The 24,814-nt window shown below is 46.3% G+C and carries 23 protein-coding genes; 10 read left to right on the top strand and 13 right to left on the bottom strand.

The window, feature by feature from the left end:
* Positions 1-54 precede the first annotated feature (54 nt).
* Positions 55-798 carry a DUF434 domain-containing protein gene (locus C7475_RS14180; protein ID WP_110053978.1) on the top strand — a complete coding sequence of 248 codons (744 nt, stop codon included), beginning with the start codon at positions 55-57 and terminating at the stop codon, positions 796-798.
* A 567-nt stretch (positions 799-1,365) separates the two neighbouring features.
* Positions 1,366-3,444 (top strand): elongation factor G, encoded by a 2,079-nt coding sequence (gene fusA, locus C7475_RS14185; protein WP_110053979.1) that lies wholly within the window; start codon positions 1,366-1,368, stop codon positions 3,442-3,444.
* A 28-nt stretch (positions 3,445-3,472) separates the two neighbouring features.
* Here fusA and C7475_RS14190 read toward each other — a convergent pair whose 3' ends face one another.
* The 3 genes from C7475_RS14190 to C7475_RS14200 are packed head-to-tail and all read right to left on the bottom strand — an operon-like array spanning position 3,473 to position 7,269.
* Positions 3,473-4,456, bottom strand: coding sequence for a Hint domain-containing protein (locus C7475_RS14190; protein WP_110053980.1), 984 nt, complete (start codon positions 4,454-4,456; stop codon positions 3,473-3,475).
* Positions 4,457-4,468: 12 nt separating this feature from the next.
* Positions 4,469-5,650: a histidinol-phosphate transaminase gene (locus C7475_RS14195; RefSeq protein ID WP_110053981.1), complete on the bottom strand. Its 1,182-nt coding sequence runs from the start codon at positions 5,648-5,650 to the stop codon at positions 4,469-4,471.
* Positions 5,651-5,685: 35 nt separating this feature from the next.
* A complete protein-coding gene (locus C7475_RS14200; RefSeq protein WP_199236226.1) occupies positions 5,686-7,269 on the bottom strand; it encodes a flavin monoamine oxidase family protein in 1,584 nt (527 codons plus the stop codon).
* A gap of 218 nt (positions 7,270-7,487) precedes the next feature.
* Here C7475_RS14200 and C7475_RS14205 point away from each other — a divergent pair, with 218 nt between their 5' ends.
* Both C7475_RS14205 and C7475_RS14210 read left to right on the top strand, forming a co-directional pair.
* Positions 7,488-8,390 carry a lipopolysaccharide assembly protein LapB gene (locus C7475_RS14205; protein WP_146217548.1) on the top strand — a complete coding sequence of 301 codons (903 nt, stop codon included), beginning with the start codon at positions 7,488-7,490 and terminating at the stop codon, positions 8,388-8,390.
* Positions 8,391-8,414: 24 nt separating this feature from the next.
* On the top strand, positions 8,415-8,918 hold the full coding sequence (locus C7475_RS14210; protein ID WP_110053983.1) for a hypothetical protein: 504 nt from the start codon (positions 8,415-8,417) through the stop codon (positions 8,916-8,918).
* 5 nt (positions 8,919-8,923) lie between these two features.
* Here C7475_RS14210 and C7475_RS14215 read toward each other — a convergent pair whose 3' ends face one another.
* Positions 8,924-11,182, bottom strand: a complete 2,259-nt coding sequence (locus C7475_RS14215) for a T9SS type A sorting domain-containing protein (protein WP_110053984.1) — start codon at positions 11,180-11,182, stop codon at positions 8,924-8,926.
* Between the two features lie 328 nt (positions 11,183-11,510).
* On the opposite strand from C7475_RS14215, the gene C7475_RS14220 reads away from it, so the two are divergent.
* Complete coding sequence (locus C7475_RS14220) at positions 11,511-12,068, top strand: hypothetical protein (RefSeq protein WP_146217549.1); 558 nt, start codon at positions 11,511-11,513, stop codon at positions 12,066-12,068.
* 3 nt (positions 12,069-12,071) lie between these two features.
* Here the strand turns inward: C7475_RS14220 and C7475_RS14225 are convergent, their stop codons facing one another.
* The 4 genes from C7475_RS14225 to C7475_RS14245 all read right to left on the bottom strand — a co-directional run bounded on the left by C7475_RS14225 (position 12,072) and on the right by C7475_RS14245 (position 14,362).
* Positions 12,072-12,803 carry a metallophosphoesterase family protein gene (locus C7475_RS14225; RefSeq protein WP_110053986.1) on the bottom strand — a complete coding sequence of 244 codons (732 nt, stop codon included), beginning with the start codon at positions 12,801-12,803 and terminating at the stop codon, positions 12,072-12,074.
* Positions 12,803-13,030 carry an ADP-ribosylglycohydrolase family protein gene (locus C7475_RS14230; RefSeq protein WP_233259853.1) on the bottom strand — a complete coding sequence of 76 codons (228 nt, stop codon included), beginning with the start codon at positions 13,028-13,030 and terminating at the stop codon, positions 12,803-12,805. The genes C7475_RS14225 and C7475_RS14230 overlap by 1 nt, the downstream gene beginning before the upstream one ends.
* A gap of 9 nt (positions 13,031-13,039) precedes the next feature.
* The gene (locus C7475_RS14235; RefSeq protein WP_110053987.1) at positions 13,040-13,582 is read right to left on the bottom strand and encodes an RNA 2'-phosphotransferase; all 543 of its coding nucleotides are present in this window, start codon (positions 13,580-13,582) and stop codon (positions 13,040-13,042) included.
* Between the two features lie 102 nt (positions 13,583-13,684).
* On the bottom strand, positions 13,685-14,362 hold the full coding sequence (locus C7475_RS14245; RefSeq protein WP_110053988.1) for an NUDIX domain-containing protein: 678 nt from the start codon (positions 14,360-14,362) through the stop codon (positions 13,685-13,687).
* A gap of 350 nt (positions 14,363-14,712) precedes the next feature.
* Here C7475_RS14245 and C7475_RS14250 point away from each other — a divergent pair, with 350 nt between their 5' ends.
* From C7475_RS14250 to C7475_RS14265, 4 genes are all read left to right on the top strand, one after another.
* Positions 14,713-14,976: a DUF6520 family protein gene (locus tag C7475_RS14250; protein ID WP_233259854.1), complete on the top strand. Its 264-nt coding sequence runs from the start codon at positions 14,713-14,715 to the stop codon at positions 14,974-14,976.
* Positions 14,977-15,153: 177 nt separating this feature from the next.
* The gene (locus tag C7475_RS14255; protein ID WP_110053989.1) at positions 15,154-15,990 is read left to right on the top strand and encodes a hypothetical protein; all 837 of its coding nucleotides are present in this window, start codon (positions 15,154-15,156) and stop codon (positions 15,988-15,990) included.
* A 100-nt stretch (positions 15,991-16,090) separates the two neighbouring features.
* Positions 16,091-16,588, top strand: a complete 498-nt coding sequence (locus C7475_RS14260; protein ID WP_110053990.1) for a hypothetical protein — start codon at positions 16,091-16,093, stop codon at positions 16,586-16,588.
* A complete protein-coding gene (locus tag C7475_RS14265) occupies positions 16,578-17,543 on the top strand; it encodes an HTTM domain-containing protein (protein WP_110053991.1) in 966 nt (321 codons plus the stop codon). Before C7475_RS14260 ends, C7475_RS14265 begins: the two co-directional genes overlap by 11 nt.
* A 3-nt stretch (positions 17,544-17,546) precedes the next feature.
* Here C7475_RS14265 and C7475_RS14270 read toward each other — a convergent pair whose 3' ends face one another.
* Complete coding sequence (locus C7475_RS14270; protein ID WP_110053992.1) at positions 17,547-18,215, bottom strand: DUF1345 domain-containing protein; 669 nt, start codon at positions 18,213-18,215, stop codon at positions 17,547-17,549.
* Positions 18,216-18,314: 99 nt separating this feature from the next.
* Between C7475_RS14270 and C7475_RS14275 the strand changes: the two genes are divergently transcribed.
* Complete coding sequence (locus C7475_RS14275; RefSeq protein WP_110053993.1) at positions 18,315-19,559, top strand: DEAD/DEAH box helicase; 1,245 nt, start codon at positions 18,315-18,317, stop codon at positions 19,557-19,559.
* A 15-nt stretch (positions 19,560-19,574) separates the two neighbouring features.
* Here C7475_RS14275 and C7475_RS14280 read toward each other — a convergent pair whose 3' ends face one another.
* The 4 genes from C7475_RS14280 to C7475_RS14295 all read right to left on the bottom strand — a co-directional run bounded on the left by C7475_RS14280 (position 19,575) and on the right by C7475_RS14295 (position 24,708).
* On the bottom strand, positions 19,575-20,774 hold the full coding sequence (locus C7475_RS14280; protein ID WP_146217550.1) for a hypothetical protein: 1,200 nt from the start codon (positions 20,772-20,774) through the stop codon (positions 19,575-19,577).
* 368 nt (positions 20,775-21,142) lie between these two features.
* On the bottom strand, positions 21,143-22,789 hold the full coding sequence (locus C7475_RS14285) for an NAD(P)/FAD-dependent oxidoreductase (protein ID WP_110053995.1): 1,647 nt from the start codon (positions 22,787-22,789) through the stop codon (positions 21,143-21,145).
* Positions 22,790-22,966: 177 nt separating this feature from the next.
* Complete coding sequence (locus tag C7475_RS14290; RefSeq protein WP_110053996.1) at positions 22,967-23,968, bottom strand: AraC family transcriptional regulator; 1,002 nt, start codon at positions 23,966-23,968, stop codon at positions 22,967-22,969.
* 200 nt (positions 23,969-24,168) lie between these two features.
* A complete protein-coding gene (locus C7475_RS14295; RefSeq protein ID WP_110053997.1) occupies positions 24,169-24,708 on the bottom strand; it encodes a hypothetical protein in 540 nt (179 codons plus the stop codon).
* Between the last annotated feature and the right edge of the window lie 106 nt (positions 24,709-24,814).

The following is a 24,814-nucleotide window of genomic DNA, read 5'->3' on the forward strand; positions in this document are numbered from 1 at the left end:
TTCGAAGGGAAAAGCTTTTCCGGACAGCTTAACTTTGACATTCACTCCCCCGTCATGGATAAAGAAATACTACAAGCCGGAAGAAACAAAGATCAACATTTAGCAGACAGTGCACTATTCGGCTCGGTCGCTCAACAGGATAGATTAAAACTGGCGCTGGATGATATGTACTATCTCTTAAGCAGGGACTATCCGCAGAAAGCTTCGCTGGCGTTAGTGGGTAACAGGTATGACCTGATCAGGCGTCAACAACTCGCGTTGCAGGGAATGAGCTGCTCCCAACAACAATTAGAGAACCGGAGAAATAAGGAACTGCACAACGGTGATCTGAAGAATAAAGTTGTTTACATAGATGGTTTTAATTTATTGATCCTACTGGAAACGGCTTATGCCGGCGGTTTCGTTTTCAAAGGTCTGGACGGTTGTTACCGCGATATATCATCCGTTCACGGAACCTACAAAATGATCAGTGAGACCGGTGATGTGTTGATAAGAATAGGAAATGTATTACAGCAACTGGAAGTGCAAAAAGTGATCTGGATATTCGATGCGCCTGTTTCCAATAGCGGAAAGCTGAAAGGCTTTTGTTACGAGCTGGCAGAGAAGCATCATTTCCCCTGGGATATCTATCTTGAGAATGATCCTGATAAATACCTGATAGCTGGTGATAAGTTAGTATGTAGTTCAGACGCGTGGATATTAGATGAATGTTCCACGTGGTTTAATCTGGGCGCATGGATGCTGAACAATGATGGAAGCAAAGTATTAAATATTGTAGATCCTCAACCAACGTTATAATACCTTTAACATTACGTAAAGGAGTGGCATGAACACATACAACTCCTTGTTTATATCGAAAAACTTCGTACATTTGTGCACGAATTTTTAAAGCATTTAATCACAATGACAAACAGTATTTCATATCAATCAGTGTTCAACGCAAGTGCTGCTATCAGAGCAGTAATTGCTAGCACCTGTATTGTCTTAATTAAGAACGGGGAGGCAGATCCTTGCCCGGATATGAGAGGTTAATTATTGTGTCTGGATATTCTTCAGAGGCCTCTTCATCCGAAGGGGCCTTTTTATTTGTCTCCCCCATTCTTCCTTAAACAATTATGTTTAGTTACATGCATGCAGTTATATACAACTGCTTAATAGGATAACTATATCCGCATAACTAAACTGTATTTATTTCAATTAATATTTCACTAACAACATTTATAACAAGCAATATGATAGCCATTATCAAAACATTGACAATATTCTTTACACGGCAAGTCCGGTAACGTATAGTGCTATGCATATTGCAAAAAGCCTTCCGTTACCAGAGCGGAAGGTTTTTTTATTGCTTTAAAATCAACAGAAATGAAACGACAGGACCAATTCAGAAATATAGGTATCATGGCGCATGTGGATGCAGGTAAAACAACTGTCACTGAACGCATGCTTTATTACACAGGACTTACCCATAAGTTAGGTAGTGTGGATGAAGGAAATACCGTTATGGATAGTGATCCGCAGGAAGAGAAACGTGGCATCACCATATCTTCAGCGGCCATCACTACCTATTGGCAACTTAATGATAACAAATACCAGGTGAATATTATCGATACACCCGGTCACGTGGACTTTACTGCAGAAGTAGAACGTTCCCTCCGTGTGTTGGATGGTGCGATCGCTGTCTTCTGTGCGAAGTCGGGCGTGCAGCCACAGTCTGAAACTGTCTGGCAGCAGGCTAACCGGTACAACGTGCCACGTATTGTTATGATCAATAAGATGGACAGACAGGGCGCTGACTTCCGTCGTGTGGTGAAAGAGATCCGTGATGTATTACATACGAATGCTGTGCCTGTGCAATTGCCGATCGGTGCGGAAGATGCTTTCTCAGGTGTGATCGATCTGATCACAATGAAGGCTTATGTATGGGATAGCCAGGATGGTAAAACATATACCGTCACTGATATACCTGCTGCCATGCAGGAAGAAGTAGCGCAGGCGCGTACTAATCTGCTGGAAGAACTGTCGTTATACGACGAAGTCATTTTTGAAAGTTATACGACCGATCCTGCTTCAGTATCCGCGGAAGATATCTATCGCGCATTACGCAATGCTACTTTGCAGATGCAGGTCATTCCTGTACTGGCAGGTGCCGCGTACCGTAATAAAGGTGTACAGCCTTTACTGGATGCAGTTGTGCGTTACTTACCGGCTCCGGCTGATCTGCCGCAGGTGCATGCTGCCAATGCTGACACAGAAGAAAATGTGCAGATAAGCACTACCGAAGAAAGTCCGTTTGCTGCACTGGCGTTCAAGATCATTTCTGATGATTATGCTGGTAAGTTAACGTTCGTCAGAGTGTATGCAGGCACTTTACGTACTGGTGATACCGTATGGAACAGCCGCACTGGTAAGAAGGTGCGTATCAGTCGCCTGATGCGTATCATGTCTGACAAATATGAAACAGCTGAAGCAATTGTAGCTGGTGATATTGGCGCCGTAGTAGGATTGAAAGATGTCCGTACCGGCGATACGTTATCCGATCCGGATAGCCCTGTATTACTGGAAAAGATCAGCTTCCCTGAACCGATGATGGGATACGCTATCGAAGCGAAAGTTGCCAAAGATGTAAATAAATTGGGTGAAGCGTTGGCGAAACTTGTAGAAGAAGATCCTACTCTTTCAGTAGAAGTAGATGCTGCTTCAGGACAAACCATCCTTAAAGGAATGGGGGAATTGCACCTGGAAGTTGTGATGGAGAAACTAGCCGCCAATTATCAGCTGGAGATCAATAAAGGTCAACCCCAGATTGCCTATAAAGAAGTATTCACGAAGGCTGTACAACATAAAGAAGTGTACAAAAAGCAGAACGGTGGCTCGGGCAACTTTGCTGAGATCGTGTTTGAACTGTCGCCCCGTGAAGACGGACAGCCAGGTTTTGAGTTCATCAACGAGATCACTGGCGGCGCTATTCCGCGCGAGTTCATACCTTCTGTAAAGAAAGGTTTTGAAGAGGCAATGAAGAATGGCGTGCTGGCAGGTTATCCTGTACAATCTATGCGGGTACGTTTGCTGGATGGCGCTATACATGAGAAAGATTCTCACGCGCTGGACTTCGAACATGCTGCGTTAATGGGCTTCCGTGTGGCCGCTGCGAAAGCGGGTGCACGTTTACTGGAACCTTTCATGAATGTGGAAGTGACTTTGCCGGAAGAACATACCGGCGCGATCACAGGCGATCTTAACAGACGACGTGGTGTGATCAGGGGAATGGAGATGAAAGCGAGTGCGCAGTATATCAAAGCGGAAGTGCCATTGTCTGACCTGTTTGGGTATGTGAACACATTACGTTCACTTTCTTCAGGAAGGGCAGCTGCGTCTGTAACGTTCCAGGATTATCAATTGGTTCCTAATAATATCGCCGGTAAAGTACTGGCGGAACAGTAACGAAAAAAGGGGGCGTCTGCCCCCTTTGCTATTTCTGTAATACCATAATGTTGTTCATCATAAAGGCATCTCCGCCTTCCGCAACAATATTGTAGACCGGTTGCTTGCCTCCGGCTGCTTCCGTTTTATTTACAACTGTATATGTGACGAGTGTTTTGGTGTGTTCATCCATGCATAGCAGCTGATCGCCTGTTGCTACAGTGCCCATTTGTTTTTTACCTGCAACGGTCAGCACCGGATGATTCGGTGTTGCCTGCAATACCTTGCCTGATAAAGTGACCATATGTATACCGGCTCCTTCCTGCTCTGCCGCATGCATCACCAGTAAACGGGTGATGGCATAATTTTCTGCGGTATGTTTCACCAGTTCTTTTACACGGATGATATTCGTCTGATGAGTAGTAGCATCAGGACTGATAATCTCATCGCCAGGCTGAATGGCACGCAGTTCCTTTTGAGCGCCATTAGCCAATGTTACCAGCTGATTGCCAGGGAAACAAATGTCCGTACCGTAGGTGCCCGCTTCCTCTTTGACATCCTTGCCCGCATTCATGGATTTGTATAACTGGTAACTGAATTCTTTGGACAGCACATATGACAGCTTCAGCACATAATTCTTTTCTACTTTATCAATGGCGTGTATATCCTCAAAGTACTGGGTCCAGATATCGGCGTTGCTGTTGAACAATGGCATTACTGCAGTATAAAGCTTGCCATTCTCATTAGTATAAAAAATGACAGTGGCGATGTCCAGCATACTGTCTTTCGCTACCAGCCGGTAGAGGTCAATCCTTTTTTTCTGGCCATCGTCGCCGGTAATGATATACGGCTTACGCATTTCATAGCGGTCCAGTACATACGCATTGTTGAACTTTACGTAAGTGTCGTTGTCCAGGTCTTTCACTGTAAAGGTCTTTGCTTTCACATATTCAGCGGTTGTGATAGGACGGGATTGTGCCATCACCTGTAATGTGAAAACAGCAGATAGTAATGTCAGCAGATATTTTTTCATAGAGTCTGTTAGTTAAGATAATTCCTTGAATGCAGCGGCGAATGCCTGCATTTCGTCCATACGCCCGATGCTGATCCTGCACCAGTGCTGGTCGTTCATTTTCCAGTTACGCACTCCTACGCCACGTTTCATCATTTCTTCCACGAAACGTTCTCCGTCCATCTTTAATGGGAACATGACGAAGTTGGTGTGAGAGGGAATATAAGTATAGCCTTCCGCTTTCAGTGTGTCGTACAGGAACTGCCTGCTTTCCATGGTTTTCTTTACGGTTTCCTGTATATACGGTTTGTCCTGGTAGCTGGCCAGCGCGCCATTGATAGCAGGAGCAGAGAGGACGGCCCAGCTACAGGCGGTATGTGGTTGCAGCTTCGCGATAGTAGCTGGTTGTGCTACAATATATCCGATGCGCAATCCTGCCAGTCCGTATACTTTGGAGAAAGTGCGTGCTACAATAATGTTCTGCCCTTTCTTAACGCTACTCATCAATGTCGTCTCATCTGCATCGGGCAGATAATCGATATAGGCTTCGTCCACAAAGACAAGTGTTTTTTGCGACACTCTTTCACAAAAAGCCTTCAGCTTGTCTTTATCTACAATGGTGCCTGTCGGATTGTTTGGGTTGCACACATACACCAGTTTGGTATCTGGAGTGATCGCTTTTTCCATTGCGTCCAGGTCATGTGCATAATCTTTGGTGAGCGGCACTTTGATCCATTTGGCGTTCACTTTTTCACAGCGGGTGGGAAGATCATCGTAGGTGGTCTCGGCGGTAACAACGTTGCCTCCGTCCCTTAACAAGCTTACAGCAGTGCCTAGTAGCAAAGGAGAGGAGCCTGAACTGATCATCAGCATATCGGCAGTGATACCTTCGTGCGTACAGATCTTCTCTTCCAGTTCCGGTATCTTCATAATGGGATACTGATAGCTGGTCAGCATGCTGTCCATAATGGCTTTTTTAGCATTGGGAGAAGGACCGAAAGGATTCTCGTTGGCAAACAGTCTGGCTTTTAAATTGACAGGCAGTTTGGGGCCAATAGCAAAGTCATTGGCATAAGCAGTACTATTGCTGGCGACAGGGGCGACAGGCGCTGCCTGCAACCGGCTGATGGCGGGAGGAAGCATTGTCAATCCTCCGGTAAACAGCGCTGTGGTCTTCAGCCAGTTACGTCTGTTCATGGAGTTGGTGGTATTCATAGCAATTCGTTTTGGTTGTAAAAAATGTCTATTTATTAACTGCCTGTAGCAGTGGGATAAGTGATACGTTGATCTGTTACCCTGGCATGTATATCAGCTACCGTTCTTCTGGCCGATTCAAAAGCACCGGCCATCCAGGCATTCAGATAGGTGGTATGTTCACCTGCGAAGTATACCTGTTTATCGGCTTGTAATAAACTCTTATAGAATGTTTGCCTGGTAGCGCCCGTGTACAATCCCCATCCGCCCATGCTGTATGGTGTCTTATGCCAGCTTACAGAGAAGGAGGTCTCAAACTCCTTCGGATATTGCGGATGTATCATACTGCCTTTCTCCATCGCCAGTTTCTCGCGTTCCGCATGTGTAAGATTGCCCGTCCGTTTCGCCTTTTCATGAAAGTTATAATAGCCAAGCAGGATCCCCTTCTTGCTTAAATAATCGTAAGACGGATAGAAGATCTGCGTAAGCTCATTGTTGGTATGTGTGATACCGCCAAAGATCTGCTCATCTTCTTCCCAGAACCTTCTTTTAAACTGCATACCGATCTTACCGGTGATCATATATGGCACATAGTCAATGGCACGGCTCACGTCAGAAGAAAAGTTATGCCGGATGTTACTTAATACTGGCAGCGGTAATGTACAGATGCAGAGGTCTGCCTGCAACTCGCCGGGACCTTTTTTGTCTTTGTAGATGATTTTGACCCCATCCGGCTGATTCAGAATATCGGTCACCTCACATCCGAAGCGGATCATCTTTCCTACCCGTTGTTCAAAAGCTTTGGAGATGTTATCCATACCACCGATGGCCTGGAACATGGTCATCTGTAGCTCATACGTGTATTCCGCCACGTTATAAAAGTCAGGATCTGCCAGTCCGGAGGAGATAATGTCGGCAAGCCGGTGAGGAGCACCTATCTTTCCTGGTTTATCACCAGCGCCAGGGGCGTCAATAAATCCCCGTCTGTCGGAAGCCTTATATAGTTTATCGATATCCAGCCCGCCTTCTGCCCGAAGGTATTCAAGGATCTTTTGAGAATCCTCTTTGGTCAATGCGGTATCAATCTTCTTTTGATCAATGGCTTTAGCCAGCAGTTCGCTGGTATAACCGCGCAGATCGTTATGGATCTCTCTGGCCCTGACCTTTTTATTGGAAAGCGGGCCTTTGCCCTCACTGAAGAAATAAGTAGCCTCGTTTACGTTATTGTATACCTGGATGGGCACGCCCAGTTCCCTGCAATAGTGCATAGTCAACTCATGATGATGCGGAATGCGGGAGGGGCCTGCATTGAAGTACTGGTCACCATCGAAAGCGGCCGTTTGGGGGGCGATATCTGTTTCATGATGAACGGTACCCTTACGGATACTCCAGCATCTGCCGCCTGCCCTGTTACGGGCTTCTAAAATAGTGCACTGATATCCAAGCTTAGTTAACTCATAAGCGGCTGTAAGTCCTGCCAGGCCCGCACCGAGGATAATGATACGTTTGCCGTTTCCGTTTCCTTGCAGATCAAAGGCATGGGCGGGTGCTTTTTGTAACATTCCCAGAGCCAGCATAGCGGGGTACGCAGCAGCAACTTTCCCTGTTTGGGATAAGAACGCTCTTCTTGAAATTGACATTTGGTTGATATATGATAAATACTGAATACTTCGCTTCCTATTCTAATTTAGGATTATTTAATGACTGTTGCCCTTAATTTATTCAAATGGTATTATAAATAATATGTATATAATTTGTATATCTTGCAGAACAATACAGTTACACGGATATGGGCCTTTTCGCTAAGTTATTTGGCAACAGCAACAATAGGAATGGGCAGGCCGCACCTGCTCAGGTTATGACAGACATAGAATTATTTGACAAAGAATTCCTGGCAGCAGCCGCACGTTATACCAGCAGACCGAAAGAAGAAATGAGTATGCGGGTCCGCTCGGAAGAAACTAATGAGGTGATTCCCTTCGCCATTGCCTTCCCTGAAGAATTTGAAACCTGGAAAGGCGTAAAATCTATCTGGGACAGACGAGGCATTATATATAAGATCCTGGATAACTCTATTGGCGAGTCCATGAAGCTCTGGCAGGTGATAGAACGTTACAACATAGACCGTTATCCGGAGCACGCCCTGAACATAGCGGCAGAACATGCTACCGGTCCTGATCTGACCGATGCCAATTTTCATATGGCAGTAGCCAGGTCTTATTTTATTCTCACGAGATATAAAGAGGCAGAAGAGCGCGCGCAAAAAGCCCTGAACCTCGTACCTAATCATCTGAAAGCAAAGATCCTGCTGGGAGATATCTGGCACTATACCCATAAAGAAGAACGGGCACATGAGTTATATAATGAAGTGCTGCGTATCAAATTTATGAGTGACAACAGGAAGTCGCTGACCATTCCGGAACTGGTATGTTTCGAACATGATCTTCTTCACTCTCCAGTTTATGCAATTGCGTTATTAAAATCCGAACCTGCTATTACTGAGGTAACCTGGGATGCTATCGCTTGGGAGTTCTATCATTATCCACATTTTCGAGCAGCACATGCCTATTTCTTAATCCAGAAAGGCGAACATATGAAGGGTTTCGCCAAACTCATTACATTAAGCAAAGAAATGCCCTGGTTCAAAGAAGGGGTGATCAACAGCTATACCCTGATGCAACAGTTAGGACTGGAGCCTCAGATGGGGGCGGATAAAGCCCGATTGGAAGAGATCATCAGGCGAGAGCATTGGACGGTATAAGGAGATTTAGTGTAACTTTCCCTCATGAAGATGCGTAAATATCTGCAGGAGGGGAAGTCTGAAAACTACCAGGATGCTGAAGACAAGCAATTGTTGAAAGCAGGTGAGGTAGCTGCTTTATTGTCCAAGAAGTTCAACAATAAGATCAGCGCGAAAGAGATTGAGATCTTCGCTTCCGAATGGCACCATGCTGGTGTATTTAAAAGTGGTAATGGATTAAAAGGCCGTCGTGTTTACTTCTTTAAAGAGGCCGATGTTAATAAAGTCTCATTAGAAAAGATCCTGGAGAACAGGGCTAAAGCTGCGCAGAAAGCAGCGCCTGACAATCGAACCGTGCAAGGCTGGTATCCGCAATATTTCAGGATGACAGACCCCGTAACCCGTAAGACATTCTCCAAACCTTTCGTGGGTATTTATAAAGGCCCGGCATCGAAAGCGCCTAAAGGATTTCAGGCGCTTTCGGATGAGGCGTTTGCGGTCGCTGAACAACATCGGGGCAAAGCACTGAAGCCGGGAGAAAAGTTATAGGGACGTTATTGTTTGATGATCCGTAACGTTTCACTCTTATCATTCCTTTCCACTCTGATAAAATACACTGCTTGTACCAGCTTACTGCAATCAACTGTTAGCTGATGCTGACCAGCAGGATAAACTTTATTTGTTATAGTGTTAATAAGTGCACCACTGGCATCAAATAATCTGACTGCTACTCTTGTTTCCTGTTTGTTGTAGAAACTGATATTAGACGTATTCACCGTCGGATTAGGATAAATCCGCGCAGCTTCATTGACGGTCGTATAGCTGTCTTCTTCTTTATACGCTACTGTACTTTGTGCACTGGCACTACATGCCGCTGCAGAAGGACTGTTACCAGTCACTTCCACCCAGTCTATAATAGCAAATTCAGTAGAGGATGTTGTTTCGATCCTTACCGTATTTGCACCAGCAGCAAGTGTTGCGGTTACCGCAGCAGTAGTTGTCCAGGCGGTCCAGGAGCTTGTTTTAGGGAATGATACACTTGCTACCGCTGTACTGCCATTCACCAATAGACGTGCAGTAGTTGAAACATTAGCGCCGCCATTGGAATATCTCCATACAAACGAATAAGTCCCTGCTGAAGGAACTATAATACGGTAGTTAACGCCTTTGGATGCTGAATTGGACAGATTGATATAATAGCCGCCGTCGGCGCCGCTGTAGCTGTTCTGACGACTACCATCTGCGCCGCAATAACCACTCATAGCTGATGCTGCATCGTCTATACGCAATGTATTGCCACCGCCACCATTGTTTGCTGTGAAATTAGCCGTAACTGCAAGATTGGAATTAACTGTTACAGCAGTAGTGGTGGATGTGCCACTGGCAGCTCCACTCCATCCTGAGAAGGTATACCCGCTGGCAGGTGACGCCGTCAGCGTAACTACTGTGCCCGCAGTGTATGAAGATGCATTCGGGCTAGCAGTTACTGTACCTCCCGCAGCAGGTGACGCAGTAAGACTAAGTGTGTAAGTGCCCGGATTGGGATTACCGGTGCTGCCTGATTCCCTGGCACCCAGATCAGGTGCAGACCCTGTATAAGTAATGCCAGGTGCTGTAACGCCTGTGTTGATCAAATCGCTGCCACTGGCCAGTGCCAGGAAGTTACCGAGATTAGGACTGCCATCTGAATTTTTACCAACACTGGGGCTTGTAGAGACAAAGTCTGCGCTGCTCACCACCAGTCCGCCGCTATTGGTGCTGACGTTGTTCTTCCACCACACATTGCTGCTGCCTACTTCTGTACCGTTTGATTTGTCGCTGGAGCCGGCATTGAACGATAGATTATTCCTATAGGTTGCATTACTGCCTTCCCTGAAATTGAAGTTGGATTCTGCATTGTTGTAACTCGTGTTGTTGGATACTTCGATATTACCAGGATTGTTGTTGTCTGTAAAGCCGTGGTGGCCGTTGTTGAATGCCACACAACGGCGTACGATGTGATTCACAGAAATACCTGAACCGCCCAGTTTAAAGCCATTCTTATCGCCATTGCCGGAAGTACCGCCATTGCTCAGTGAGCCATTGTTGTAGGCTACGCAGTTTTCCAGTGTTACGGCGCCAATGGGGCCTGTATCATCTTTCGCATAGAAGTCCCATCCATCATCAATGTTGTGATGAGAGATACATCCTCTGAATACATTCCCAGTACCGCAGGTTAGTTTAGCGGCAAAGCCGTCTGCATCTTCATTGTCGGGATCCTGGTTGTCAAATGCCTCACAGTTCAGGATAAGATTGTTGGAAGGCCATGAACTGATGGTCGTGTTGGTAGTGACATAGCGGCTAAGTTGTAAGCCGCTGTCGTGGTTACCGCTGAAGATGCACTTTTCAATAGTGTTGTTGTTACCAGCCAGTAACATACCATTATCACCTGCGCCTCTGATGGTGATGCCTGTGAAATGCCAGTAATCGCCATCCAGTACCAGTCCACGGTTAGCGTCTGCAATAGCTTGTCCGGAGAAGTCGAGCACAGGCACTTCACTTGCATATGCAACAACATTTTTGTTGGCAGATGATGTACCGTTGTTGGTAGCAGGAATAATAACAGATGCGGAGAAGCTGTAAGTGCCTCCGCGTACGTAAATGGTGCCGCCAGCGGGGATAGTTGCTAAAGCATTGGTAAGTGTTGTAGGGGCGTTAATGCTTGTGCCGGGGTTAGACGCTGAGCCGCCGGGGGCAACATACAGCGGGGTTTGAGCATAGGCCATACCTTCTCCCAGAAGGCATGTAAGTGCCAGTAGTATTAGTGTTTTCATAACGGGGTTTTATTTCTTCCTGAAATTACAGGATTTGAAACGTGAGCAATCAGAAGCAGCAGTAATTATTTACGCAAACGTTCCCACTCTAAATTGGACAAAGTTTAGCAGTGCTGAGCACCTGCAGACAGGGGGAAAATAATAGCTGATTAAATACTAAAACATTGAGAATTAAAGTAAATGTTTGAATAAGCATAAATAAAGTAATACTTTAGTACCTCGTAATTCATGTGAGATGCAAAAGTCCCTCTATGCCTTATGTCTCTTTTTTTTGCCAGCATGCTATTCCATCGTAGAGCCTCCCAAAGAAAAAGAAACTGCCCTTGGCATGATTAACATAGTTGAACCCGCCATTGATACAGGTATGATGATCCTCGCTTCTCCTCCTGAGAACGCGCAGTTCATTCCGGATACCGTGCATGTGGAAGGTTATTTCGATGACGATACCAGTTGTGATAAAGGGTATGGGGTGTTTGTAGGTAATACCCGTAGTGATGGCGTAAATGCGGCCGATGCGGAAGCGCCAACAGAAAAACAATATGTGGTCCGCTTTCAGGATAACCGGCTGAAACCTATGCCAGTGATGACAGGCCGGCATATCAGACTGGTGAATGAAGGTGACCTGAATGCGGATGGAAAGGATGAGATCTCGATCTTTGTATTGTCGATGCGTTCCTGTATGTATACTGCCAGCACCTGGTCTTATACAGCAGGAAGATGGATCAGGCTCACTGATTACTGGTCTATTCCTACTCTGTGTGATTACCTCAGTGATGAAGAGCTGCAAAACAGGATCGTCATGGAAGATGGCGTATTATACTACTATGAAACCGATATCAGTGATAAAGATCTCCCGCTTGTAAAGAAAGAATTAGTATTGAAATAACCCTTAACGGTTCCTTCCTTTTTCATTTGGATATAATTGTTTCACAGGATCGCTCTGCCAGAATTTCTTCGTATTAATGTCCATCGCTGTCAGCTTCCCATAAAAAGCAGCGCCTGTATCCACGTTCCACACATTACAACCTTGCATAGGGACATCTACATCGTAGTTGATGGTAGGCGTATGTCCGATGAAGATCTCATTAAATACAAGTAATCTTTTAGGATACAATTTGGAATCCCGCTTGATGCGTTTGTCTACCGAAACGGCCATTTCCCAAAGGGTTCTGTCCCAATAATAGCTAGTATCATATCGTTCCATCGCGGGGCCATGCATAGAGGTAAAGCCTGCATGTATAAATAACCTGCTTTCATCATCGATGAGATAATCTCTCATCCTGTTGTAGAAGATGATATGATTATTCTTCTGTGACTGATTATACCCTTCATAACTTTCTACAGTTTCTTTGCCACCATTGAACTGCCATGTCTGATCGGGGAATCCTCCCATTAACCAGGCTTCACACCAGGCATCATGATTGCCTTTGATGAAGGTGCAATGGTATTGTTTTTCCAGTTGCATGAGATAATCTATGACCTGTGCAGATTGTGACCAGCCATCAACATAGTCACCCAGGAAGATCAGGTGATCATCTGCCCTCAGTTTGATCTTATCCAGTACCTGCTCCAATGCTTTCAATGCACCATGTATGTCCCCAATTACAAACGTCCGCGCCATTATCCGTAAATTTTGGCTTGCAAGTTAGTGATCAACTGGTCAATTGCGTCTCTTTTTGCCAAAACATTTAGCCAGTCGGCAGGAATTGTTTCCCATCCATATGTCAGACCTGCCAGTCCGCCTGTAACTGCTGCTGTCGTGTCCGTATCATTTCCGAGGTGCACGCCAAGTGCATCGCCGGTAGCTACGCCCAGTAGGGCGTCTTTAATAAAGTTTCTGTCAGTCATGTGCTGTTGTTAGAAGTTGATATACTTAGCCGGCACATGATCTGTCAGCCACACGCCGTTATCAGAGATGTAGAACAGGAATCCGTCCCTGTGCATCTGACCACTGCTGATGTTGAGGATCACAGGATTGCCCCGGCGACTACCTACCGTAACAGCTGTATCCTTGTCTCGGCTTAGATGCAGGTGCTGACGGCTCATGCGCTGCAGGCCTTCTTTCCTGATGCTGTCCAGGAATTTAGATACTGTTCCGTGATAAAGATATTCCGGTGGCGCTGTAGGGTCGAGCCCCAGGGAGATATCGACAGAATGACCCTGGCTGGCGCGTATTTTATTACCATCAGGGCTAAAGGCATAACGTTGTTTGTCGTCAGTATCAACTACTTCTTCCAGTTCATCAAAGGATAGTCGGTGTCCGCTGGCATTCATTTTAGCGATCAGTTCATCTACATCTGTCCAACCGTTTTCATCAAGGGTAACTCCAATAACCTCCGGCTGATGCCGAAGGATGAGGCTCAGAAATTTACTGATGCTCTTCTTTTGTTTCTCGTTCATTGTATTTATTGTTTTAATTGGTCCCTGACTTCCATCAGGGCATACCCCAGGAGGTTGTGTCCCTTCCATAGGGTGGGGTTTTTGTGCTACTGTATTTCATCTTTAGAAATTTATCTGGAAGCTATTCTTCTTTAATTTTTTATTGAACTTATAGAGATCGGGATGCCGGTTCTGCGAACCTTCTCTTTTTTTGCCGGTGTTGATGATGTATTCTGACTCGAGGATTTTCCTTCTGAAGTTGCGGCGGTCAATCGTAATGTCCAGGATACATTCATACAGTTCGTGTAGTTCAGGCATAGTGAACAGATCGTCCAGCAGCTCAAAGCCCACGGGAAAATAAGTGATCTTGGAGCGTAAGCGCTGGAGTGCCTGTTGGAACATGCTGTCGTGGTCAAACCCGAGAGCAGGCAAATCATTGATGTTGAACCAGCTCACATCATTGGCCATACTGCCCGCAGCAATAGCTATCCTGGCCGGGTTCACCAATGCATAGTGGGCCACTGAAATAGCGCGGCCACGGGGATCACGATCAGGTTCATCGAAAGAGTATAATTGTTCCAGGTATACGTCATCCATGCCCAGTTTAGTCTTTAAAACCCTTGAACAGGTATCCTTGAACCGTTCTTCCATTTGCAGGAAAGCGCCGGGCAGTACCCAGCGGTCTTTAAAGGGTGCTTCTTTCCTGTTCAGGAGTAAAACGGAAAGGTTTTGCTTACTGTAACCAAATACAACCAGGTCCACTGCAAGGGAGGGGTTTTGATAACTATGAAAGGGTTTCATCTACTCTTTGTGTTAATCTGACGCAAAGATAGTAAATATTCTTTTATCAAAATAATAACTGCTGTCGCGTAGCAGCAGACTATTATATCTTCGTGACCATAGCCAAGGAAGACGGCCTTTAATCATCCATGAAATTTTCAGTACCCTATTAAATGTTAACCCCGTCACGAAAAAAATGTAAACCCATGAATCAGGAAAAAAGAAACTATCTGATCGTTGACACAGGCAACCTCGATAATCACAAAAAAACATCGCAAGGAAACCCGAATTTAATATAGTGACAGCAGCTATGCTGTTAAGATCATCATCCTGTTGTTGCCCCGTTCACCTACAAAATCAAACCCACAAAAATGAAAAACGTAAGATTCGCGTTAATGGCAGTGGCCGTTACCCTCGCTGCCGGAACAGCGGTAGCCACAAATCTGCAAAACAAAGCTGAACGTGCTGAAACCAAGTACTTCAAAACCAGTACAGGCGAATTTGCAGTAGCAGGTATCAAGGATTATGACTACGTATGTGCATGGGACCATTTCGGTACCTGTACCTATACGTTTGATGCAGCTACCGGTACTTACAGATCAAGTGAGGCTGGTAAGATCCTGTTCCTGCGTTAGAGCAGCAGAACGTAAATTATATGGCAGATGAGTTGCTTCGCGGTTGCTCATCTGCCGATTTTCCATTGTTCACGTATTTATACGTAGTAAAACAGGAGTTTTTGCACTTGACGGGAAAGGTTAATTGAATGAGTTTTGTGTCATTGAATTAATTATTAACCACAAACCCCAAAGAAAATGCGCAAACATCTCCTCTTCACAGGCGTGGCTGCTATAGCTGCCCTGTCATTGTTTTCCTGCAAGAAAGACCAGCAGGTCGCCCCACAGTCATCAATAGGTTCCACAACTGAAGCCGGCGGCAGATTGGCAGGCACAGATGAACTGGATGCTATCCTGAAAGATCTTTCACCGGATACCTACCTCTTAGCTTTTGATGGATTACCAGCCAATGCTTACATCACCAAAGCCCGTTATGGTGGCTTGTCTGATGAAACACAGTATTATGGTCCTGGTGGCCGTCCGCCATTCCCGGAACTGGCTAAGATCGGTTACGAAAGGATCCCGTTCCGTAAGATCTGGATCAAAACCTGTCCTACCATGATCCCTGTATTTGATATTGCTTCCCGTGCTGCTGCACTGGCAAAGAAAGCTGATCCTAAACAGTTTGCCGATCTGGCCGTATACGAAATAGGTAAAGGACAACAACTGCTTGCTACTAAAACATTCCTGGCTGCCGGTGCACGTTTAACCCCTGATGTTATTGATCAGAAAGTGATCGGTAAGGCGTCATTGTCGAAATTCCGTTTGTCCGTTCCTGCAGGTCAGCTGCCTTATTTTACCCGTGGTTTCTATGGTACTGCCGACATTACCCAGGTTGCTGGTGCCGGTGCCCGTCTTACTGTTTACAATGGTCTGAAATGGGAAGACATCCTGAGAAAGAGGTTCCCCAACCTGATCGGTTGTTTCGATCCTGAGATCATGAAAGATATCCGCGCCAATTTTGTGCGCCTGGATGCACGCTTCGAGAAACTGAATTTCGAAGAAGTGGCTGGTGGTGTAGTGGTTGGCTTCTAATGTTGCGTATGATCAGGAATTAAGGACCGGGAGTTGCTGTGGAATTGTTTTCCTGCCCGGTTCTTAGTCCTGCTCCTTTTCACTTCTCAATCCATCTGTTATGATAACAGTCAAACATATCTGCTGGACCGGCATCGCCATCTTTCACCTGACAGTCGCTGCGCTGCATGCCGCTCACCTGGAGGAATGGACGACGGGTAAATCCCGGTTGCTGAAACCTATCACCGCCTATGGCGATTATACCGGCAGTGGCAACATCTTTAGTTTTTTTGCGCCTCATATCGGCAATGAAATAGCGGTGGTATACACGCTTGCAGATGGCACACGCCAACAGGTGACCCGGTTGGAAAGCAGCAATACGGAATGCAATCGCCGCATACAGACCATCTATAATTTCTTCAGCATCGACGAAGCCCAGTCCCTCCTGGCAAAAAGCTGCGCCGCTTATATGTTACGTCAGCACCCCGAAACCCGCATGCTGCGTGTCACTGTTATCGGTAAACAAGTGCCTGATATGGCATCGTTCAGGGCTGGAGCCACACCGAAGTGGGAACCATTCTTAGTTAAAGATTTTAAAAACCTTTCTTATGCTCGCTAGTCTTAAACGTTTCTTCCTTACTCCCAGCACAGGTGAGCCGCTGGCATTTTTCAGAATAGGTATTGCCCTGCTGGGATTAGTACAGGGCGGCTGGCTGGCGGGCAGTATCACCCTGTTATACGGGAGTAATGGTTTAGTGCCCTGGTCTATCAGCAACGGGATCGTTGACGCTTATATGCCCCAGTTATCCTGGTTACAGCCATTGGTGAGCGTGACGGGTATGTCGGCCGATGCATGGGTGTATCTCCTGATGGGTATTTACCTGTTCAGCCTGGGCGTATTGCTGTTGGGTAAGTTTACACGGTATGCTGCTTTTGTGGCGTGGGCATTACAGTTCACATTCATCAATACCGGTTTCATGGGAGCCTACGGTGTGGAAACGTTTATGCACATCGCGTTGTTCTATTGTATTACCATGCCTGTGGGCGAGGTCTTCTCCTGGGATACATTCTCCCGGTCTGCAGCACCTGTGGCTACTGAATGGAATACACTATCCATCCGGGTATTACAGCTGCACCTGTGCGTTGTATATATTGCATCCGGCGCTGAAAAAGCGATGGGCATACAATGGTGGAACGGGGAAGCCATCTGGCAAACGCTGATGCAGGGTCAATTTGCCCGTTTTGATATGCGTTGGATGGCTAATTATCCATTGCTGGCTAAAGTGATCGGATGGGGAACCTTGTTGTTGGAAACAGGATATCCTTTCTTTATCTGGTGGCGCCGTACCCGTCCTTATGGCTATCTGGCCATTGTGTTGATGCACATGGGGATTGCGGTGTTTATGGGACTACAACTATTCTCCGGTATCATGATCATTTTCAATACCGCTGCCTTTGGCTGGCCTTATCTGCAACATGCATATCGTTCCATTGTATTACCATTGCGGGAGAAGAAACGGCTGCAAAGAGCAGGACAGCTGGCCACGCAGGCATTCTGGAATCATTTTGAATAAGTGTTAATTTCTCAGTCCTGCCACCAGGTTGATGGTTAGCGCTACTACGAAGGTATTCAGCCCAAATGCCAGTAACCCATGCAACAGCGCTATACGGCGCAGTTTACGGTCGCTGATCTCTACGTCCGACACCTGGAAGGTCATGCCGATCACAAAGGAGAAGTAAGCAAAGTCAAGATAGTCGGGCTCGGGCTCTTCGGGGAATTCCAGTCCGCCGGCCTGTTTCTCTATTTTGTCTTCGTCGTCGTCATAGTATATATGGGCGTAATGGAAGGCGAACATTGTGTGTACCATACCCCAGGAAAACAGGATACCTGCTATCGCTACCGGGATATATAACAGTTTATCTGTTTCTTTGGCTTCATCTGATATCATCAACAGCATAACCATCAGCATACTTGCAAAACAGGCCAGCAGGATGACCACAAACACGAATGTGCGACTGCCGTCCTCTTTCCGGGCATATTTCCGGATCTCATCTACATTACGATGGAAAAAGACGGTCCAGCAGGTAACATTGTACGTCAGCGCAAATACGTCCCACACTAACACCACCCGGATAAGCGGTGACAGCTTTGCTGCCTCGGTAAGCAGAAACGCCGCCCCGGCTATACCCGCACTGATCAATATACGGTGTATGGGGTGTAACTTGACGAAGAAATTGCCTTTCATGGGGATCAGATTATCTTTAAAGATACCCTATTACAATTAGTACGCCAACGCCTTAGGTCCGCTCTCGCCAATGTCAGTTGCTAATCTTATCTTTGCCGCATGAAGTTTGAGCAGTACCATATTTCTGAGGAGATAAAGAGAAGTTTAGCGGAGTTGGGTTTTAGACGTCCTACCGATATTCAGTTCAAGGCAATTCCTTCCATCCTGAAGGGGGATGACGTGTTGGCCATTGCCCAGACCGGGACGGGTAAAACAGCCGCTTTTGCTATTCCTGTACTGCATATGCTGCAGCGCTACCATCCGCGGAAAGCGAAGGGTGAGGTGCGATGTGTTGTAATGGTACCCACCCGTGAACTGGCTGTCCAGATCTCGGAAGTGTTTATTACCATAGGAAAGTATACAAAACTGAACATATTAGGACTGCACGGTGGTGTTGACGAAGCGCCCCAGTTGAAGAAGCTGGCTCAGGGCGTAGATGTGTTGATTGCCACTCCGGGGCGTATGTTTGACCTGATCAGCCGGGGTTTTATAGACCTCAGTCAGGCCGAGATCCTGATCCTCGATGAGGCTGACCATATGCTGGACCTCGGGTTTATCCGGGATATCCGGGATGTGATGAAACACCTGCCCCGTAAACACCAGACCCTGTTCTTCTCTGCAACTATCGATGAAGAGATCAAAGACCTGGCTTATTCGGTAGTAAGGAACCCTATCAGGATCCAGATCTCTCCGCAGGACCCTGTATCTAAAAACGTACAACATGCTGTTGCTTTTGTGGGGATGGACGATAAACGTTTCTTCCTGGAAAGACTGGTGAAAGAATTCCCTGAGAACAAGATCCTGGTGTTTGTGAGGACGAAAGTGCGTGCAGAAAGGGTGTCTGCTGCCATGGAGCGTGTCGGTATCAAGTCGCTGACCATGCACGGTGGTAAGGAACAGGATAACCGCCTGCAGGTAATGGACGAGTTCAAAAAGGGAGATATTAAATTGCTGATCACTACCGACGTAAATGCACGTGGTATCGATATCCCTGATGTGGAATATGTAGTGAACTATGACCTGCCGGATGTTCCTGAAAACTATGTACACCGCGTGGGACGTACAGGCCGTGGTGTTAAAAAAGGACAGGCAGTGTCTTTTTGCAGTGAAGAAGAAAAGCCGGTGCTGGAAGCTATCCAGACTTACATCGGTAAGGACATCACTGTCATGAAAATAGACAAGAATGATTACCGGGAAACGATCAGTTTCTCTGAAGATATCCCGAATGATAACTGGCAGCTGCTGCTGGATGAACATAACAAACAGCAGGAAACGCTGAAGAAAAAGAAGAAGAAAAAAAAGTAAGCCACAAATAGTGGTTTACTGTCCTTTTCTTAGCTGATAGGCCTTTCTTACAAGTGAATGCGCCAGGTCTTCCATCTTTTTTAATGTTTCGGGGGAGACCCGATAGTAATGCGACTGGAAAGTACTTGCTTCGAATGCTTCCTTCTTTTGAATGGAAAAACAGAGTGCCAGCAAACGGAATACATCCTGCATATTCCTGTTTTCCACAATTCCCGCTTCCTTTAATATTTTGAATAATGCTGCCAGCTCGGGCAGTGTCAGGTTGGTTTGCAGTTTAAAATTCTCCGGCAGCGTTTTAAACTTCTTTACACTTTTGGAGGAGTTGCGCTTCATCCCTGACTGCAGATATTTGCTTTCTACCTGCAACCATTCTTTCAGTAACGCGATAATAGAAGGAGCATCATGACTATAGGCCAGGCCCTGTTTAACGGGGATCTGGCAAAGTGTTTTATGGATGAAGGACAGCAGGTCCAACTGCGTGTGTACGTCTGGTAATTCTGTCAGCTGCTGACTGATATAGGAAGTGCAATAATGATAATAATCCGTGCTATTGAAGTTGAGTGAAAAAAGCAGTTGCTGTAACAATCCATGTTCCAGGGTATTGTCTTCCTGCGACCAGTATTTGAGCAATGCCTGTTGCAGTTCCCGCAGGAAGTCCAGCTGGTAGTGGTTCATCCGGTTGGGTATTTCGGGGTCGAAGGCGTCGTACAGGCTTAAGATCATCTGTTGCAGCTCACGGCAGCTTTCATCTGAGTCATTGAACCAGCTGCGGATCACAGAAAGACCGGGAGCGATGCGTTGCCGCATCAGTTCCCGGTACACATTAGGCGTAACCGCCATTTTATTATAAAACCTGGCATAGGTGAACATGAGGTAGAGAATGAGATCTTCCAGCTGGTGGCAGATGTCGTTGCAGAGGTAGCGCCATTCGTCGTATTCTACGGGAGCGGCCGTTTCTACTTCCAGCCAGCTGAAAGGCACGTCATTGCAAAGCGCGGTGATCTTTTCCTGGCAAATGCTGACGTATTTGCGAAGGGTCTGTTCGCTGACGCCTGCGGCCAGGCATTCTTCAAATGCAAGGGTAATATCTTCTATAGCAGCCAGGGATTGTTTATGCATGGAGCTTGCTGTTTCATAGGCAGAAGGGTCTTCCGGGCGTGGCGGGTGCTGTAGGCTGTCCTCCAGCTGTTGCAGTGGTAACAATGGCGTTCGCATGTAAAATAAATTAGGGATTAGAAATTAAGAATCAGGAATTACGTCTGTGAATTAAGCATTTCTTAATTCATCATTCTTAATCCGCCATATCTTGCTGTTGCAGGAAAATGGCCCGGGTGTGGTGTTGTACCGCTACCAGGCCAATAGTCCTACAGCCGGGTCAACGATCAGCGTAATCGCGACGCTGAAGGAAACAGTGGCATGAAGCGCCGGGTGAACTTTCAGGTTATAAAAAGGGAATTTAACTCTGTTAACCTCGCATTAACTTAATTGAATGCTGAAAGGTGTATCATTGCATCCTGATTGAATTTTTTAGTCTGTATACATGTAGCCGGGCAATCCTGTCCGGCTAATTCATGTACAGCAGATCAGGCATGCTGTCCTGTTTTCTCTTCGTGATACTCCTGTTCCGTATTAATGGACCAGATATTATCTTTCCCGGTTTCACCAGCAATGATGTTGTCTACTGCCACCATAGCGGTGAGCATAGAGTGGTCAGCATTGTTATACTTATGCATACCGTTCCTTCCTACGAGGAAAAGGTTTGGAAATGTGTTGACGAACTGTTTCACTTCATCAAATCTCTCATAGGCGCCGAAATAAGCAGGATAGGTCTTTTCCACGCGCAGTACGGTAGAATCCAGTACATCGTTGGCATTCGCTAAACCTATTTTCTGCAGCTCGCGGATAGCCAGTGCGGCAATCCTGTCGTCGGGCAGTTTCCAGAAATCATCTGTTTCATTACAGAAGAACTCCATACCCACCCAGGCTGTATTAGGATCTTTCACCAGGTAGGGGCTCCAGTTGTTGAACAGCTGCAGGCGGCCTACTTTAACGTCTTTCTCCTGGATGTAGATCCACGTATCTTTCAGTTGCAGCGGTTTCCATTTGCCGGTGCGTTTATCCTGTTCAGAAAGGTTCTGGAGCAGGATGCCCACGGTGATGAAATCGCGGTACTGTAAGCCTGCCGCTACTTCCTTTACGTTCTGTGGTACCTCGCCGTCCATACTGGCGATGAGCTCTTTAATAGGCATGGTGCTGAAGAAATAGTCCCCCTTTAATTCAATGGTCTGAAGGTCCTTTTTGTTAAAGGCCTCTATGGCGACCACCTTACCGTCCTGTGTATTGACGGAGATCACGTCATGGTGCATCAGGATGGTACCGCCCATTTCCTGTACCTGGCGGGCCACTTCTTCCCACAACTGGCCCGGACCTAGTTTAGGGTAGAGGAACTGCTCGATCAGGCTTGTTTCGGTATCTTTCTGGGCAATGTCGCCTGTTTTCTTTTGCTTCTTCTTGACGGCCGACTGGATGGCGTGTTGCACCGCCTTACGGATGCTGACGCCTTTGATGCGTTGTGCACCCCATTCTGCCGGGATCTCATGACAAGGCACTCCCCATACTTTTTCTGTATAGTCCCTGAAGAATAACTTGTACAGTGTTTTACCGAAGCGGTTGATCATAAAATCTTCCAGGCTGTTCTCCGGCTTACGGGGAGACATCTGGGCCTGTAAATAGGAAACCAGGATAGAGAAGGTGGTGCCTATACCCAGTTTCCTAAGTGTATCGATAGAAAGCTGTATCGGATAAGTAAAGAACTTACGCAGGAAGTAGATGCGGGAGAGGCGTTCCCTGACCAGCATTACTTTATCGGCGTTTGCAGGGGTAACACTTTCACCTGGCGCTACCTGCCTGGACCTGTTCTGGTAGCTGATCGTGAACTGCTCATTGCCTGTTTCCTGGGCAGGGAGGATGTTCAGCCACCAGTTCATTACACGGTCTGACTTTGAAAAGAAGCGGTGACCGCCGATGTCCATGCGGTTACCTTTATAATTAATGGTCTTTGAGATACCACCAATATCGCCTGACTTTTCCAGGATTACCGGAATGACGTCCGATCTCTTCAGCAATTCATATGCGGCTGTCAGTCCGGCGGGACCTGCACCGATAATAATGGCTTTTCGTTTTACTGGAACTTCGGAATCTGTTTGTGGTATTAAAATAGGCTGATCCATGGGCTAACTTTTGGAGAAACTCTAAAATGGTAATATGCAGTTTTTCGTTCTTTTCAAAGGTATGCGAGCGGGGGAGAAGTGAACTTAGGAGATGGGGAGAAAAACTTTGGAGGCAGAGGGGGAGGGGAATAAAAAAAAGCTCCGGATGGAGCTTTTTGTAAACAATGCAAAATGGAATTACATGCTTCTGCGCAATGCAGCCAGACTACAGTTGTAGTACTTTTCCACTTCCCTGATCATCTCTTCAATATGCCGGTAGCCGGATATCAGGGCGAGCTCCTTCAGGGTACATGCTTTCTGCAGGAGGGTGTTGTAGATCATCATCATTTTCAGCATGTGCAGGAAGGCTGCGATGCCTATACTAAATTGCGCGCGGAACCCTTGTGCCAGTTTCACGCCCGATAAATTGAACATCTTAGCTACTTCGTCTTCTGTGTGCACGATGTGCGGATGTTCTGTCAGGTACTCGAAGATCTGGTTAAACAGGATCGTTTGTTCTTTAGTGGGAGGCCTGATCTCGTCGGAGATGGCATCCTGCTGTGCGAAATTGATAAAGAGGTCCAGGCAGCAGCGCTCCAGGAAGTGTACGGCCTGTGCTTCTATGTACCTGCACGACAGGATGGTGCGGATCAGCATATTACATACGGCATTAATGTGGTAAGGTTTTACGTTAATAATGCCTGATGATCTTTGCACTCTTTTGTTGGCGAGGTAGTAGAGGCCGGGATGATGTTGTACGAGCAACATCAGGTCTGATGGCAGTATATTAATGTGGAATGAAAGCACTTTTTGTCCGCCGGCCATGGGTACGCGGTGCATGTAGGAGTAGAGGTTGAACAGGTTACACTGTCTTTCCTCCAGGGTGAACTGACTTGTTTTAGAAGTCTCCGCACGCAGCGTATCTTCGAACATAAAATGCAGGGCCCATAGGTGAAAAGGGGCATAGGGCCGCAGCACGATATCTTTACGGGCAAATACGTCGTGTACCCATAAAGAGAATGGTCCTAATTTGATATGCTGCGACAGCACGTTATAATCGTCATCATACTCATAATACAAGCCAGCGTAGGGTATGATAAGGTTAAGATACTCTGTTGGTATTTGCGCAATAGGGAAGTAGGCCTGTTCCAGGCGATCAATTAATAGTAATTTGTGTTCTTCGAATAATGTAGGGTACATAATCGCGTTTTAACGGTCTATTTTGATTCTACACATGAACATCAATAAGCCAGGAGCATATTATGACTTTGCCCGGGGCCGGCGACAGGAACAATGCATGGTTCGTTTTAAGCTGGTTTCGTTGGTGCATTCCAAAACCGGAATCGTAGAACGACAATCGCTATATTTAGCTAAGCTAGTAAATAGAAAAGGGAAGTTAGTTAATGAGATGTTAATGAATGTGAAAAAGTTCTGAAACTCAAGCTGGATATGAAGAAATGGAGTTCCATCAAAGTGGCCAGGATCCGGTCTTCCTGCTCTCCGGGCAGGGTAGCGATGTGTAATATTGTCTTGTTGTCCATGATGACCGGTTCATGGTTCGTGTAGTGGTTGATCAGCTGATCCTCATAATGATTCCATGCTTGTATGGTAGGTGTGCTGATCTCAATGCTAAAGGTTGCTAACGCATTACCGACTCCGGAATGGAAACTCCCTCTTATATGTAACGGCGGATTGAAATGGTGGTAGGTTAATTCCAACCCTTCCATGTCTGTCCAATGATCATCATTGGTAATATTTCTAATGAGCCTTTTAAGCTCGCGCAGACGCTTCGCCTGGGTGTTCATGACCGTCCTGTTATAGCCCTCAAATAAGCTGACCAGGGTGTCAATTCTCGCGGCGTTATCGTGAAAGAAGGAGGCCCATTCAAATGCGGTTATTTCATCGAAGGTGTTCAGTAGTTCGGTATAGCGATCAATCATAAATGGAATGGTCAAAGTTGGTACAGTACTAAGCTAATAAATGAAAAATAAAAAGAAGTTAATAGGAAGTTAATGTAAGAGCGTCCCATCTGAAAGGTAGATGGGA

The organism is Chitinophaga sp. S165, assembly GCF_003182155.1.
Taxonomy (GTDB): domain Bacteria; phylum Bacteroidota; class Bacteroidia; order Chitinophagales; family Chitinophagaceae; genus Chitinophaga.